Source organism: Paenibacillus massiliensis subsp. panacisoli DSM 21345 (assembly GCF_000426545.1).
GTDB lineage: Bacteria > Bacillota > Bacilli > Paenibacillales > Paenibacillaceae > Paenibacillus > Paenibacillus panacisoli.
This window is the reverse complement of the sequence record NZ_AUFO01000010.1, coordinates 1-15,045: the sequence shown is the minus strand read 5'-3', so window position 1 is coordinate 15,045 and position 15,045 is coordinate 1. Positions and strand designations below refer to the sequence as shown.

Annotated in this window: 13 protein-coding genes and 1 tRNA gene; 3 read left to right on the top strand and 11 right to left on the bottom strand. The window is 48.3% G+C overall.

What is annotated here, in order from left to right; translation table 11 throughout:
* Positions 1 to 45: 45 nt before the first annotated feature.
* The 9 genes from yajC to K331_RS0108310 all read right to left on the bottom strand — a co-directional run bounded on the left by yajC (position 46) and on the right by K331_RS0108310 (position 8,143).
* Positions 46 to 372, bottom strand: a complete 327-nt coding sequence (yajC, locus tag K331_RS0108350; RefSeq protein WP_028589935.1) for a preprotein translocase subunit YajC — start codon at positions 370 to 372, stop codon at positions 46 to 48.
* A 63-nt stretch (positions 373 to 435) separates the two neighbouring features.
* Positions 436 to 1,575: a tRNA guanosine(34) transglycosylase Tgt gene (gene tgt, locus K331_RS0108345; RefSeq protein WP_018887737.1), complete on the bottom strand. Its 1,140-nt coding sequence runs from the start codon at positions 1,573 to 1,575 to the stop codon at positions 436 to 438.
* Positions 1,576 to 1,592: 17 nt separating this feature from the next.
* Entirely contained in the window at positions 1,593 to 2,621 is a 1,029-nt protein-coding gene (gene queA / locus K331_RS0108340; RefSeq protein WP_028589934.1) for a tRNA preQ1(34) S-adenosylmethionine ribosyltransferase-isomerase QueA, read from the bottom strand.
* Positions 2,622 to 2,630: 9 nt separating this feature from the next.
* Positions 2,631 to 4,676 (bottom strand): SpoIID/LytB domain-containing protein, encoded by a 2,046-nt coding sequence (locus K331_RS0108335; RefSeq protein ID WP_051289747.1) that lies wholly within the window; start codon positions 4,674 to 4,676, stop codon positions 2,631 to 2,633.
* 156 nt (positions 4,677 to 4,832) lie between these two features.
* Positions 4,833 to 5,840 carry a Holliday junction branch migration DNA helicase RuvB gene (gene ruvB, locus K331_RS0108330; protein WP_018887734.1) on the bottom strand — a complete coding sequence of 336 codons (1,008 nt, stop codon included), beginning with the start codon at positions 5,838 to 5,840 and terminating at the stop codon, positions 4,833 to 4,835.
* A gap of 83 nt (positions 5,841 to 5,923) precedes the next feature.
* Positions 5,924 to 6,538, bottom strand: a complete 615-nt coding sequence (gene ruvA, locus K331_RS0108325) for a Holliday junction branch migration protein RuvA (protein ID WP_018887733.1) — start codon at positions 6,536 to 6,538, stop codon at positions 5,924 to 5,926.
* Positions 6,535 to 7,038: a crossover junction endodeoxyribonuclease RuvC gene (ruvC, locus tag K331_RS0108320; protein ID WP_018887732.1), complete on the bottom strand. Its 504-nt coding sequence runs from the start codon at positions 7,036 to 7,038 to the stop codon at positions 6,535 to 6,537. The genes ruvA and ruvC overlap by 4 nt, the downstream gene beginning before the upstream one ends.
* Positions 7,039 to 7,249: 211 nt before the next feature.
* The gene (locus tag K331_RS0108315; RefSeq protein WP_028589932.1) at positions 7,250 to 7,951 is read right to left on the bottom strand and encodes a BofC C-terminal domain-containing protein; all 702 of its coding nucleotides are present in this window, start codon (positions 7,949 to 7,951) and stop codon (positions 7,250 to 7,252) included.
* 118 nt (positions 7,952 to 8,069) lie between these two features.
* A tRNA-Pro gene (locus K331_RS0108310) sits at positions 8,070 to 8,143 on the bottom strand.
* A 230-nt stretch (positions 8,144 to 8,373) separates the two neighbouring features.
* On the opposite strand from K331_RS0108310, the gene K331_RS0108305 reads away from it, so the two are divergent.
* Together K331_RS0108305 and K331_RS0108300 are read left to right on the top strand one after the other, a co-directional pair.
* Positions 8,374 to 8,973, top strand: a complete 600-nt coding sequence (locus K331_RS0108305; RefSeq protein ID WP_028589931.1) for a TetR/AcrR family transcriptional regulator — start codon at positions 8,374 to 8,376, stop codon at positions 8,971 to 8,973.
* Between the two features lie 62 nt (positions 8,974 to 9,035).
* Positions 9,036 to 10,259: an MFS transporter gene (locus K331_RS0108300; protein ID WP_028589930.1), complete on the top strand. Its 1,224-nt coding sequence runs from the start codon at positions 9,036 to 9,038 to the stop codon at positions 10,257 to 10,259.
* A 342-nt stretch (positions 10,260 to 10,601) separates the two neighbouring features.
* Here the strand turns inward: K331_RS0108300 and K331_RS0108295 are convergent, their stop codons facing one another.
* Positions 10,602 to 11,516, bottom strand: a complete 915-nt coding sequence (locus tag K331_RS0108295) for an NAD(P)/FAD-dependent oxidoreductase (protein ID WP_028589929.1) — start codon at positions 11,514 to 11,516, stop codon at positions 10,602 to 10,604.
* A gap of 20 nt (positions 11,517 to 11,536) precedes the next feature.
* The gene (locus K331_RS0108290) at positions 11,537 to 12,439 is read right to left on the bottom strand and encodes a class I SAM-dependent methyltransferase (RefSeq protein ID WP_028589928.1); all 903 of its coding nucleotides are present in this window, start codon (positions 12,437 to 12,439) and stop codon (positions 11,537 to 11,539) included.
* A 954-nt stretch (positions 12,440 to 13,393) separates the two neighbouring features.
* On the opposite strand from K331_RS0108290, the gene K331_RS0108285 reads away from it, so the two are divergent.
* Positions 13,394 to 14,953 (top strand): IS1182 family transposase, encoded by a 1,560-nt coding sequence (locus K331_RS0108285; RefSeq protein ID WP_028589927.1) that lies wholly within the window; start codon positions 13,394 to 13,396, stop codon positions 14,951 to 14,953.
* Positions 14,954 to 15,045 lie beyond the last annotated feature (92 nt).

The following is a 15,045-nucleotide window of genomic DNA, read 5'->3' as shown; positions in this document are numbered from 1 at the left end:
GAAGACAGGTCATCGCTGTTTATGTATATCTATGGAGGCTAAGTATTATTTGGATACCTCAGCAACCTTCTCACCAGTTGTAACCTTGCCGCTGATCGCACTACGATCGAATGTCAGCTTGGTGACATCGTTTACACGCAGAATGACAATATCATCGGTGATGTCTACGATTGTACCGTGAAGGCCTCCAATCGTAACCACCTTATCACCTTTATCCAAGGCATTCAGCATCGAAGTACGCTGCTTCTGTTTCTTCTGCTGTGGGCGAATCAACAAGAAGTAGAAGATAGCAAACATCAGGACGAATGGCAAAATAAGACCCAAAAGCCCGCCTTGCCCTTGACCGGCTGTGGCCGTAGCAAATTGCATCATGTATAGTTTCCCCCCTTTCATGAACTATATTACAACTTAAAGATTGCATTCACTTCTTGTCATCTAGAAACCCCTGGAATTCTCATGCAGACCATATTGCGCAAAGAACTCATCTCTGAAGTCCAACAGTCGGTCATCCATGATGGCCTGCCTTACATCTCTCATAAGATTGAGCAAGAAATGTAGGTTATGGTAGGTCGTAAGCCGCAATCCGAATGTCTCGTCAGCTTTGATCAGATGTCGTAAATAGGCACGCGAATAGTTGCGGCACGTATAGCAGTCGCAAGTCGGGTCCACTGGACCAAAATCACGGGCAAACTGCGCATTCCGAATAACAAGTCTTCCCTGACTCGTCATCAAGGTCCCGTTACGTGCAATGCGTGTCGGCAATACGCAATCGAACATATCCACTCCACGGATAGCACCTTCAATCAATGCATCGGGAGAGCCTACACCCATTAAGTATCTCGGCTTACCAAAAGGCAGGAGCGGAACCGTATAGTCCAGCACCTCATACATCAAATGCTTGGGCTCGCCTACACTCAGTCCACCAATAGCATACCCCGGGAAATCCATGGAAGTCAAATCAGCTGCGCTCTGCTTACGTAAATCCTCATGCATACCACCCTGAACGATGGCGAACAGCCCTTGATCATGTGGACGAGCATGGCTTTCCAGACAACGCTCGGCCCAGCGGCTGGTGCGTTCCAGAGACTTTTTTACATATTCATATTCGGCAGGATAAGGCGGACATTCGTCAAAAGCCATCATGATGTCGGAGCCTAGCGAATTTTGTATCTCCATGGCCACCTCAGGCGATAAAAACTTCTTATCCCCATTGAGATGAGAACGGAAATGTACCCCTTCCTCCGTAATCTTGCGCATTTCACTAAGAGAGAAGACTTGAAACCCTCCACTGTCGGTCAGGATGGGTCGATCCCAGTTCATGAATTTGTGCAGGCCACCCGCCTCACGAACAATATCATGGCCGGGACGCAGGAACAAATGATAGGTGTTGCTCAGAATGATCTGCGCATCCATCTGCTTCAGCTCTTCGGGACTCATCGTCTTGACAGTAGCTTGTGTTCCCACAGGCATAAATGTCGGCGTCTCAATGACCCCATGAGGCGTATGAACCCGACCAAGACGGGCTCCTGATTGCTTACAGGTCTTAATGTGTTCATAGGTTATTGCTGCTGACATGCGTAACATTCCTCCGCTCAATAAATAAACATGGCATCACCGAAGCTGAAAAACCGATATTTCTGATCAATCGCTTCCTGGTATGCTGCCATGATTCGTTCTCTGCCTGCCAGAGCGCTAACTAGCATCACCAGCGTGGACTTTGGCAGATGAAAATTCGTAATCAATGCATCGACGACCTTGAACTCGTAGCCTGGATACATAAAAATCTGGGTCCAGCCACTGCTGGCTTTGAAAGGTGCACCCTTCAACTCATTGCCTACCGTCTCCAGGGTCCGGCAGCTCGTCGTACCCACGGCAATAATACGTCCGCCACGTGCTTTGGTCTCATTCAAGATCTGAGCCGTCTCCTCAGACAGCTGATAGAACTCCTCATGCATAACATGATCCTCGACGACATCCACCGACATCGGTCGGAAGGTCCCAAGTCCCACATGCAGGGTCACAAAAGCAATCTCGACTCCCTTTGCACGAACCTGCTCCAATAGCTCCTCGGTAAAATGAAGTCCAGCTGTAGGAGCTGCGGCTGATCCCTCATGCTTCGCGTATACAGTCTGGTAGCGCTCGCGATCTTCAAGCTTCTCCTTAATATAGGGTGGCAGTGGCATCTGGCCCAAGCGATCAAGAATCTCGTTGAATACTCCATCGTAAGAGAACGACAGAATTCGCGCACCAGACTCCCCTTCTTCGACAATCTCTGCCTTAAGCTCATCACTGAATACGATGACTGCACCTTTGTGCAATCTTTTGCCTGGCTTGACAAGTGCCTCCCAGCAGTCTCCCTCTGTATTCTTCAGCAGAAGTACCTCTGCCTTTGCTCCCGTATCCTCCTTGACCCCGAACAAGCGGGCGGGCAATACACGTGTATCATTCAGTACAAGCGTATCTCCAGCCTTCAGGTAATCGAGGATAGCTGTAAAAGTATGATGGCTGATCTCTCCTGTGTCCTTGTTGAGGGTTAACAATCTGGAGGAACTGCGCTCCAGTAATGGAGTCTGAGCAATTAGCTGCTCCGGTAAATGAAAATCATATAAGTTTACATCCATGTGTGGTTGTCATTCCTTAACTATAGATACATTCTGGTAATAGTGTTGCAGAATATCCCTGTAATCATACCCTTCATCTGCCATTCCTTTAGCTCCCCACTGTGACAGACCCAGCCCATGGCCATTGCCTTGTCCAGTGAATAGGAAGCCTTCATTTCGATCAACGACTCGCGCCTGTCGTTCTCCATTCATGATGACCAGATTGGAGCTTGCAGCACGGGAACTGCCGCTTGCAGACATGATAGCTGCCCCGTCGGCGCCGCTAACATTTCCCTTTACGCCTCCAGCGCCTAATACAGTATAGCTTCCGGTCCCGCTAATATCAAATTTCGTGCTCGGTAAGCCACCGAATGCTGATCGGAATTGATCCGGATACTTGACGGACAAGGTCTGACCGTTCGCCTGTACCTCTAATACGCGCCCCGAAGGCCCACGCTTGGTTACATCCAGGAACTGAATCGCTGAAGGAAGAGAGCTGGACACCTTGCCGTTCAAGAATTTAAGAACCTCTGCTGAGGTATATGGGCCTCTGACCCAGGAATACGTACCTGAGCCTGGCACCTTGTCCAGCACTACTGCCGCCTCTCCCGGAACCATCTGTGCCACAGCTGCCACTCCAGACTGAATCTGTGGAATCGGGCGCACATTGGTTTTGTCAGCAGTCACTGTCATTTGGGACAGTCCAGCGGTTGTGACACCCTCAAGCATCCTGGCATTATCCTCGCGAACGTACCCTGTCTTCCCATTGTCTAGCAGCACGTGATACCACATGAAGCCATCGCTATTGGCGGAGGCATCTCCTGGGCTCTCCACGCTGGCAAACAACGTCCCGCCTCCGTTCCATACTTCAGATGGATCAGCCGTCATGCCTCCTGCGTTGGAGGAAAACACTGCTTCAATGATCTTGTCGCCGCTCTTCAGCACCTCACCTGTTGTAGCATCCACAGCACGGTTCACACTGGAGCTTTCCGAGGCGACACCGTTATAGGCTTGACTTAGCGTGGTGTCGACTACGTCTGCGATCTTGAACTTGTTGTTCTGAAATAGTGCATAGCTTCTCGCCGCAACAGCCTGTGCTTTCAACGACTCGGCTGGCCATGAGGCTGGTACCTCTGCCCCTACCACAGAATACAGATATTGTTCTACGGCCAGTACATTGACTAGAGCGAGCTGACCGGATTGCTTGCTGATCTCGAAATCACCACGATAGCTTCTAGCTGAGCGCTCTACAACCTGGATGCTCTCGCCGCTAGTCTGTACAGTCAGTTTGGCGGATTCTGGTCCACTGAGCATGTAATGACGAACGGTCTGCGCGCTCGCTCCAAGACCTGCATCCTGTCTGATTAGGATAGCAGGCTCACTCATATTGGCAGGACTCCAGGTCAGACCGGGTACGACATCTCTAACCTCCGCTCGAACTCCTGACAATTGGGACTCACTCGCGGCCTCTCCAATCCAGACCGAATAACGATCCCCGGACTGCAATACAGTGAACGCATCATATCCGGCTGCATTAATAGTAGCACGAGTCAGATTCGCCTCCTGCTCGCTGACGAAGCTGCCTGCGGACAAATATTTATTACCCGCCACTACAGGCATTTGTTCACCCAGTTGGGCAGCAGCTGTAGTGGCAGTTCTCGCAGCAGCTGAGGAAGCAGCCTGTTCACTGGCATACATACCTGTATATACCTGATACACTACCCGTCCATTCTTCGAACCCTGAATAATGAAAGGCTTATCGCTCGTTGCTTGCAGAGCCTTGGCTGCTGCTGAGGCCGTAGCGAAGTTAGTGGTCTCCAGCACCTTGACCCTGTAGCCATCCACACTGAATTTTATCGTCTGACCTGGAGAAAGGAATAGCCACGGCCGGTGACTGTCACCTGTATCCTGGCCGATAGTCCAGCTATCACCTGATTTCAGGGTAACGGCAGGTATCGTTGATTTATAAGTACTTCCCAAGTCCGCATACATCGCTACGCGAATGGTCTGGTCTGCCTCTGCAGCAAATGACGGGGACTGCACAATGCCACTTGTCATCATTACAGTCAGTCCCATTGCGGCACACGCAATCTTCTTGTAAATACCTCTGTACACGTTACTCCTCCTTAACACTTATCGCTTATCGTCAGTATCTTGAGCCAGATCAATTATGAGTGTTGATCCGCTACAAGCGGCGAGCCCTGTCAATCACTGTCTATAGCTAAAAATTAGCTAGCCGTTCACATCAGGCATCGGAATACCCAGATGAGCATAAGCCGACGGTGTAGCTACTCTGCCGCGTGGAGTGCGCTGCAGCAATCCTACCTGCAACAGATAAGGCTCATACACATCCTCTATGGTCTGACTCTCTTCTCCGATGGTAGCTGCTATCGTATCCAGGCCAACCGGCCCTCCTCGGAATTGATGGATCATGGCTTTCAGCATCTTGTGATCAATATCATCCAGACCAAGCGGATCAATGCGTAAGCGCTGCAGGGCATCCTCAGCCAGGTCAGCATGTATGATGCCATCTCCTTGTACCTGGGCAAAGTCTCTTACCCGCTTCAGCAGTCGATTTGCAATCCGCGGGGTTCCACGTGAGCGGAGTGCAATCTCTTCGGCAGCATTTCCAATAATCTCTATGCCAAGAATATCCGCGCCTCGGGATACGATATAGGCCAATTCATCCTTCGTGTAGAATTCAAGGCGGCTAATAACCCCGAAGCGGTCCCGCAAGGGCGCCGACAATAATCCTGCACGCGTCGTTGCTCCTATCAGTGTGAACGGTGGAAGGTCCAGTCTTACGGATCTCGCACTGGGACCTTTCCCGATCATAATATCCAGCGCAAAGTCTTCCATTGCGGGGTACATGACTTCCTCGACCGTCCGATGCAAACGGTGAATTTCATCAATGAACAGCACGTCGCCTTCCTGCAGGTTGGTCAGCAATGCAGCCAGATCGCCTGGACGTTCAATCGCTGGACCTGAGGTAGTACGCAGATTCACACCCAACTCATTCGCAATGATGTTGGCAAGCGTCGTCTTACCGAGCCCGGGAGGCCCGTACAGCAAGACATGATCAAGCGCCTCGGACCGCATTTTTGCAGCTTCTATATAAATTTTAAGATTTTCCTTGACCTGATTCTGGCCAATATATTCATTCAGGAACCGGGGACGCAGACTTAGCTCTACGGTCTGATCCTCCATCATAAGATTCGCTGATATTAAGCGGTCTTCCATTACTAATCGCTCCTCTGTATCCCATTGCACCTATACAGCAGGTGGCTTTATCCTATAACGAATGCCTGTTAACAGGCTCTGTTCTAGCCAGCATACAGGAGCTTAAGCGCTCGTTTGACAAGCACGTCCGCAGTCTCATCTGCTGTAGTCTCCTGCTTCATACGGCTCCATGCCTGATCAAGCTCTGCATCCGTATAGCCCAATCCCTTCAATGCTTCCCTTGCTTCCGCCCAAGCGCTGCTGTCTGTCTCCACAAGCTCCGGCGGTGCGAATAATCCTGTTGCCATCGCTGCCGCACCAATACCATCCAGCTTGTCCTTCAGATCCAGAATCATCCGCTGCGCCGTCTTCTTCCCGATCCCTGGCAGCTTCGTCAGGAATGTAATATTCTCCTGATAGATCGCATTAACCACATGCGCAGGAGTACCACCGCCCAGAATGCCCAAAGCTACCTTCGGACCGATACCTGAGACGTCGATCAGCTTGCGAAACAACTGTTGCTCCTCCCGTGTCGGGAAGCCGAACAACAGGATCGCGTCCTCTCTGACGTGATGGTGAATATATACGGTCACTGCTCCATCCATCTTGGCAAAGGCATAGGGATTGGGGCAAAACACCCGGTAGCCCACGCCTTGTACATCCAGCACTACATATTCACCTTCCAGATGAACTACAGGACCTCGTAGAAAATCAATCATTTTCGCAATACCTCATTTAACTTGGAATTAAGTGTATAAGAATGCGCATGGCAGATCGCTACAGCGAGCGCATCCGCCACATCATCCGGCTTGGGAACAGCCTGCAGGCGCAGGTACATCCGCACCATCTCCTGAACCTGCTTCTTCTCTGCCTTACCGTAACCGACGATGGCCTGCTTGACCTGCATTGGAGTATATTCAGCAATCGGCAGCCCGCGCTGCGCCGCAGCGAGAATCAATACCCCACGAGCCTGACTGACCGACATCGCTGTCGTTACATTGCGGTTGAAGAACAGTTTCTCGAAAGCTACCGCTTCCGGTTTGTACTGATCTATAAGCTGAAGCATACCTTCATACACATGAAGCAGACGCTCCTCATCGGGGGTATGTGCCTCTGTCTGAATCGAGCCATACTGCACCGGCGTAATCTTGCTCCCGACCTTGTCGACCAACCCGAACCCGACAATGGCTATACCGGGGTCGATCCCTAAAATACGCAAAAACCATCTCTCCCTTGTCGTCCAGAGCGAACATATGTATCGTTTCATTTCATTATAACAAAAGATTAGGGGGTGGAGAGAAAAAGTTTAGAGGCTTAAATCCCTTGCTATTGGTGCAACAAAAACTGCCAAAACAATAGGCCAACCAGAAGTTTCCGGCTGACCTGGTAATACGAAAAAGGACCAGCCTCTATGATGGCTGATCCTGCATTCAGAATTCCTGACCCATAACCTTCCTAGTATGCTCGATTGCAAAATCGCTGAAGGTTGATAACACACTATAATACTCCTGCAAGTCTTGAACCCGAATTCCATCCATAAGCTGCTGGTATACTCCCTCGGGCAAATTCGTCTCCATGGTGCCGATATCCAGCTGAAAAAATGTTCGGATCACCTTGTCCTTCTTGGGAGGTCCCTCGAAAAGCGTTAACTGCCCTTCCCTATTCATGCCCATGTATGCCTGCTTCTTGCACAAGGGGGACAAGTCTTCCACCTGTCTCTCAACCCAGAGCTCTCCTTTGGTATTCAAGCGACCGTGCCAGTCCGGATGCTGCTCTAGCAGCTCAGCTATGGAGCCAGCCTTCAATTGTCCCATTCTGGTGGTCTCTGTCCCACAAATAAATGTTGTTGTCATGTGTACTTCACGTTCAAGACCTGAATCACGAATATGATCAATGAGCTTTTTTTGCTCCAGTCCAAGCAGCTCTTGTGTATCTTGTCCTTCATCCATACTGGCTACTGCCATGACAGCCGTGGAGGTGTTCTGGCGTGTCAACAATTGCTCCATATACTGCGGCATCATTGTACCTGCCAAGCACCAGGCAGCGGCCCCTACTGCGATAAATACCCAGACGGCTTTTTTCCAGAATCTAAGCTGCTGCCGTATTTTTCTCCTTAATCTTGTTCGATTCAATGATATCCCCTTCTATCCGCTTTTTGCGTTATTGTACCCATGGGACTTTCATTTATACAGATCTAAGAGAATAACAACAAAAAAAGAATCGCCTAAGCGATTCTCTTCGAAAAAATGATCGGGATGACACGATTTGAACATGCGACCCCCTGGTCCCAAACCAGGTGCTCTACCAAGCTGAGCTACATCCCGTTATGACATTATACACTCAATAACTTTCAAGTCACTTCTCATATATTAGCACTATATCAGCAGAAAAGTCAATCGTTTTTTATCCTAATGAGCTGCATCGAATGAAATATAAGGTTTGCTAATATCGCTATGAGGGACTATAATACTGAATCAGCGTTCAGTATTATTTTCTCGACATAAGACATCCGTTCTCGGAGAAAATAGTAATTCATGATTAGAGGTGAAGCTTAATGAATAAAAAGCAACTGCAGAGCGAGCAGACCAAAAAGAGAATTGCTGATGCCGCCCGTGCATTATTCATACAAAAGGGATACAACGCCACTTCCATTGAAGACATAGTCAAGGAGACAAATTGCAGTCCGGGGAACATTTATTATCATTTCAAGAGTAAAGAAGGGCTTTTTTTACATTTGATCGAGGAATCTGATAAGGAATGGGAGCAGCAATGGCTCGCGAAGGAATCTTCTTACGCTACTACAGCTGAGAAGCTATATGCTATGGCTGAGTATTTATCGCAGGAGCAGTTGAATCAGCCACTTGTCAAAGCCACGGATGAATTCTTTAACAATTCGGAGAAGATGTCCGATGCGAACGAACGAATCCAGCAGCTCGTAGCCAATTATGTTCATTTTAACGAGGAATTACTGCAAAAAGGAATGGAGCGCGGAGAGTTCCGGAATATGGATCTTAACCGGCTGGCAGTAATCATGGATAGTCTGCTGTATGGGTTAAGCCAGCACTCTCGTGGTATGGATCAGGACGAGTCACAGGCGCTCTACCGTCTCGCTATGGATATTTTTCTTTACGGAATTGCTGAGCCGCAGGTTTAGCTTTCTCAGGTCATAATTTAGAATGAACATTCAGTATTCGGAAAGTTAACAGGAGGATAAACATGTCTATCTTATTAAAAAATCGGGGGTCTATGCTAATTCTAATGCTCAATCTGTTTCTCGTCTTTACGGGAATCGGATTGATCATCCCCATTATGCCTACTTTCATGAATGATCTGGGTATCGGCGGGAGCATTATCGGCCTCTTGGTCGCTACCTTTTCGTTAACACAGTTTCTCTTCTCGCCCTTTGCAGGTCGACAAGCGGATATTTGGGGCAGAAAGCGCATGATTGTCATCGGTATGCTCATCTTTGCCTTCTCTGAGTGGTTATTCGGGATTGCGACCTCTCCGGTGTTATTGTTCGTATCACGTATGCTGGGCGGAGTAAGTGCTGCCATGATTATGCCTGCGGTTATGGCTTATGCGGCCGACATTACGACCAAGGAAGAACGTGCGGCCGGAATGGGCTTTATTAACGCATCCATTACTACAGGATTTATTATTGGACCCGGCATTGGAGGGTATATTGCAGAATTCGGCATACGCGTCCCTTTCTATACGGCAGCCATCGCAGGATTGGTCGCTGCATTCATTACCTGGTTCACACTACGCGAATCACTACCTGCCAAGATAGAAGCTACAGATGCAGATGCACATACACCGGCTGTGATGAAGCAGCGGAGCAATCTACTTACACAGCTCATGAACTCTTACCGCGAGCCATACTTCTTAAGTCTGGTCATCGTATTCGTGATGTCTTTTGGCTTGGCGAACTTTGAGACTGTATTTGGACTGTTCGTGGATCATAAATTTGGCTTTTCACCAAAAGACATCGCTTTTATTATTACATTCGGCTCCATCGCTGGAGCTGTAATTCAGGCTACCGCCTTCAGTTGGATTCTGAATCGCTTCGGTACAAGACGCGTAATATTGTTGTGCCTTCTTTTTGCTGGCGTGTTCATTTTGCTCACCTTATTTGTTCATACCTTCTGGTTGATCTTTGCCGTAACCTTTATCGTTTTTCTGGCGATCGACATACTGCGTCCAGCCATTGGTACCCAGATGTCCATGCTTGCGAAGGATGAGCAAGGCTATGTTGCGGGTCTGAACTCGGCCTTCACCAGTCTTGGCAACATTGCAGGGCCTATCGTAGCTGGTCTCTTGTTCGATATCAATATTAATTATCCATATATGCTTGCGTGCCTCGTCCTTGTCCTTTGCTTCGCCTTTTCATTAAGCGTTGGACGACGCAATTACGCTATGGAGTCTGAATCCCGCGTGTGACTTCTTACAGCGTTAAGTCAACCTCATACGCAAAACATGATACGCGAACTTTAACCTGATACTGAAAATTCATACTGAAAATTCAAGAGCCCTGCCTTCATTCATCCGACAACTAAAATACAATAACTAAGCACGATAACTAAATACGATAACAACGATACCCATCTCTCTGTATGCAACAACAAAGCGGGTTATACGCAGCACTGACACACACGTACGACCCGCTCTTTTGTGGAGAGACCCGCCTTACCTCTTCACCCCAAGAGTTTCAATATCCCATTATCTCTGACTCCCTATAACCTCCTAATCTACATATGCCAACTATTATTCGTCATACAGTCGTCAAACATGATCCTTCCATCGTTCCTCCGTTAGGTCTGCTACGACGCCCATAGCTGCTTTGCTGCCAGAGGCGGCTGCATAAATCAATTGAGAAGGCATAACATAGGCGGAGTCGCCCGCTGCATAGATTCCCTGAACAGTCGTTCTCCCCATCGGATCGGTTACTACCGCCCCATTCTCGGCTATTTGATAGCCTAGTGCATCAGCAAAATGAGCATGATTCGGTATGAGTGCAGGCGACAGGAATCCCCCACTACGCTCAACGCTACTGCCATCTGTAAAATGAACTCGTTCAAGTATGCCATTTTGCCCCGAAAATGAGGCAACAGGCGTATCAATCGTTCGGACCCCTTTAAAAGCAAGGACTTGGATTTGCTCAGGTGTCAAGGCAGGACCACCACTCGTGCATACGATCAGGTCTCGGCTCCAATTTAACAGCAGCTTCGCCCGATGAAACGCATCACCTGTGTTTGACACAATGACCAGCGGTTGATCCCGCAGCTCCCAGCCATCGCAGAATGGGCAGTTGAAGAGGCTTTTCCCATAAAATTCTTGGGCTCCTTCTATATCAGGTAGCTCCTCACGTAAGCCCGCGGCCATAATGATCTTATGTCCCTGTATATGTCCTCCTATAGCAGTGTGGAGATCAAAGCCTTGCTCCGAGCTCTGAATGTCCACTACCTCCTCCTGGATATGATGAACGGTCGGATATTGTAATACTTCCTCCAACGCAATCCGTCGAAACTCGGCGGGCTGAATACCATCTCGTGTAATAAAACCGTGTGACGCATGAGTTACAGCATTCCTTGGTCGACCATGGTCTATGAGCGCTACTGTACGTCTGGCTCTTCCAAGCACTAACGCTGCATTTAATCCTGCTGGGCCACCGCCTATAATGACACAATCGTATTTCATTTTTTTAATCCCCTATACCGTTAGATTTGTTCATCGCTGCTGTACATGTGTTGTCTCTCCAACTGAACGAGCACTTTGCCGAATCTTCCTCCCTGACGAATGCTTACTTCATCTGAAGGGTACGCTTTCTCCAGGTAATCAGACACGATGTTACGAACCCGTTCATCACACGACACCCCGAATAACGACAACTTGGTCATGGCTTCATCGAAGGCCTTTGCTCTGGATACGGTCTTCGTCGTTATCTCACGGGTAATTAGCGATTGATAGGCGTAGCCCTTGAGTAATAATAAATTTATCAGGTAAGCCATCTCCAAATGCTCTGAGCCTCGCGGCTGATCACTTACTAAAGGCCATATCTCATCAATGAGACTATTTTCGTGAGGACCGACGGACAAGCTCATATAGCAATATTTCCGAGCAACGCTCAGCACCCTCTCCACACTTTCCCAATCAACGAGGACCGGACACATAGACACAAAGACAAGATCATAAGCCTTCTCCCAGCCTTTGGCCTGCAGGTCGATTTGCTCAAAGGGCTCAGCTACGATTTCTACGGCTCCACTTGTGAGGCTCGATATATTTCCCTTCATCAGTTCAATAAGCGGTAATGAGGTTTCTACAGCTGTAACCTTGGCTCCCTCCTTGGCAAAAGGTACTGTAAAGCCACCAGAAGCAGCACCAATGTCCAGGATCGAAGCATCCTTAAAAACCACTCCCTGATGCTCCAGCCAGCTCATGATACGCTTAGCTCTACGCCTTCCTTCGTCACTAAAGGCCTGCTCATTGAACGCCTTGGCCCTTTGATCCATCACATGCGCCGGGTCCATGCCGGCTCTCTTCATTCTGTTGACTGCTGTATGCGCATCCTCCCTCCACGCTTTCTCCCAGCTTGCTGTATTGAACCATTCTTTATTGCTCATGGTCATTTCTCCTTTCATTTATTTATAGATTTAAAAGACTCTCAATATCCGTAATACAAACAAAAAAATAATCATTCTTCATAAATAGTCATCTCTGTAGTTCTCCTTTCTCTATAATAAATTAAAAGATTTAAAAGACTCTTTATATCCTTAATACGATTAAAAAAATAGGTTTGAAAACAGCGCTTGTTACAGCGAAATCTTAACGGAATTAGCCAAGTCAGACATCTTCTTGTTCTTCAGACACGTCTCCATCGCCCTTCGGCCTTAATCACTGAACTTGACCCATGGCAGAATTTTAGATAGGTACGTAGAGGAGATCTATTGACGACGCTCTGCCAGCTGCTGGACACGGATACGTTTGTCTGGAGTAGTTGCCACAAGAAAAAGCATCGTCTGGAGTGCATAGTTCGTTACTAGTTCGTTACTAATTCGTTGATAGTTCGCTGCTTTTGAGAAATTCGCAAGCTGTTTTCAGTTTATTACAGATTATATATATCTACAATAACTCTTATTCATTTTAATGTCAACATGCCTGAAGCAGTCATTGTCATAATAACGTACAGGCTCAAAGAAAGTACGAACATAAATAGTACAGACATAAAAAGCACAGACACAAAAAGCACAGACACAAAAAAGGGGGTGTCCCAAAAGCCATGAAATGGCTGCTTGGGACACCCTTTGGTTTTAGAGTAGGATATACTTAGGCACTTCGAGAGGACGCTCCGTGAACGGACCGTTGTTCCAATCGCTGTTGTCCCCAGATTTTATTTATTTTCCTAAGCGGTGAAAATCCGGGGACAAAGGCGACCGCTACCGCTTTTCCACAATCAGTCCGTCCTCTCCACTGTTTAAGCGGGAGAATCATTTTCAATTCTTTTAAAAATACAAAAAAAGAAACCATTCTTTGGTAAAATGGAAGTGTCGAGCAACCATTTCAAAGGAGGGTTTCTTTTGTACATTCAATATACCATGGACCAACTTTGCTTGCCAATGGATCTGGAAGAAGATATTCCAGAACACCACCTCGTTCGTGTCGTGAATGCGGCCGTCAATCGGCTGGACGACGCCATTTTTGACGCGGCCTACCCTGGCGGTGGCCGTGACAGCTATCACCCTAAAATGCTTACCAAAGTCATCATTTACGCCTACACTCAGCGTATATATTCCTCCCGCCAAATCGCCAAATCCATCCGGGAGAACATCCTCTTCATGTGGCTCGCCGGACGGCAGCGGCCAGACTTTCGGACCCTTAACCGCTTCCGCTCCGAGCGGATGAAGAGCGTTCTCGAAGCCGTATTTACCGCCGTGCTTCAGTTTCTGGCTGACGAAAAATACGTTTCTTTGGAGCAGTACTTTGTGGACGGAACCAAAATCGAGGCCAATGCTAACCGTTATACGTTTGTGTGGGGCAAAGCCGTCAGCAAACACAAAGCCAAACTGCAGGAAAAGGTACATGCCCTGTTCGCTGACATTGAAGCGGCACAAGAGCAGGAAGACCAAGAGAATCAAGGGAAAGATCTTGCTGAACTCGGCACAGGTTTCGAAGTGAGCAGTGTAAAACTCGAACAAGCCGTGGAAAAGCTTGAAGCTCAGCTTGCCCTAAAACCGAAAGACAAGCCCCTAAAAAAGGCAGTTCGGAGGCTACGGAAGGATTTGCTTCCTCGGCTGCTAAAGTACGAGCAGTACCAAAAGCTGCTTGGTGACCGAAATAGTTTCAGTAAAACAGACTCAGACGCGACGTTTATGCGAATGAAAGAAGACCACATGCGAAATGGCCAGCTGAAACCAGGCTACAATGTACAGATTGGGACCGAAAACCAGTTTATTTTAGCCTACAGTCTACACCAAAGAGCGACCGACACCCGCTGTTTACAACCGCACATGGAAAAAGCAAGGCAGATCCTTGGGAAACTTCCAAAGACCGTAATTGCGGATGCCGGCTACGGCAGCGAAGAAAACTACGCCTACCTGGAAAAGAAAGAGATTCAGGCGGTAGTGAAATATGGCAGCTACCACAAGGAAAAGAGCAAAGCCTGGAAAGCGAATGTCGGAAAGATGGAGAACTGGATGTACAACGAAGCCGAGGATCACTGGATATGCACGGCTGGACAAACGCTGTATTTCCGCAAAGAGAGTAAGGAAATCGTAGAGAGCGGATACGAAATTCGGAAGCGTCATTACCGAAGTCAGAGCTGCGAAGGATGTCCGCTAAAAGAAAGCTGCACGAAGGCAAGGGGAAATCGGGAAGTCGTGGTGAGCTTGGAACGATTACGGTACCAGAAGCAGGCTCGGGAAACGCTGCAAAGCGAGGAAGGATATCTCTTATCCGTACGCCGAATGACGGAGCCAGAAAGCGTATTTGGACAACTGAAGAACAACCGGGGCTTCCGGCGATTTCTGCTTCGCGGCATCGAAAAAGTGACGCTGGAGGTCGGCTGGCTTTCGCTCGCCCATAATCTATTGAAGCAAGCTGTAAATGACCAAAAACGCAGAGCAGCGATTCTCCAATAACGGGAGAATCGCTGCTCTGTTGACGTTTTAAGCTTTTGAGAACACAGAGGGCCTGTCTCCGCCAGTAGAATATCTACTTATGGGACAGCCTC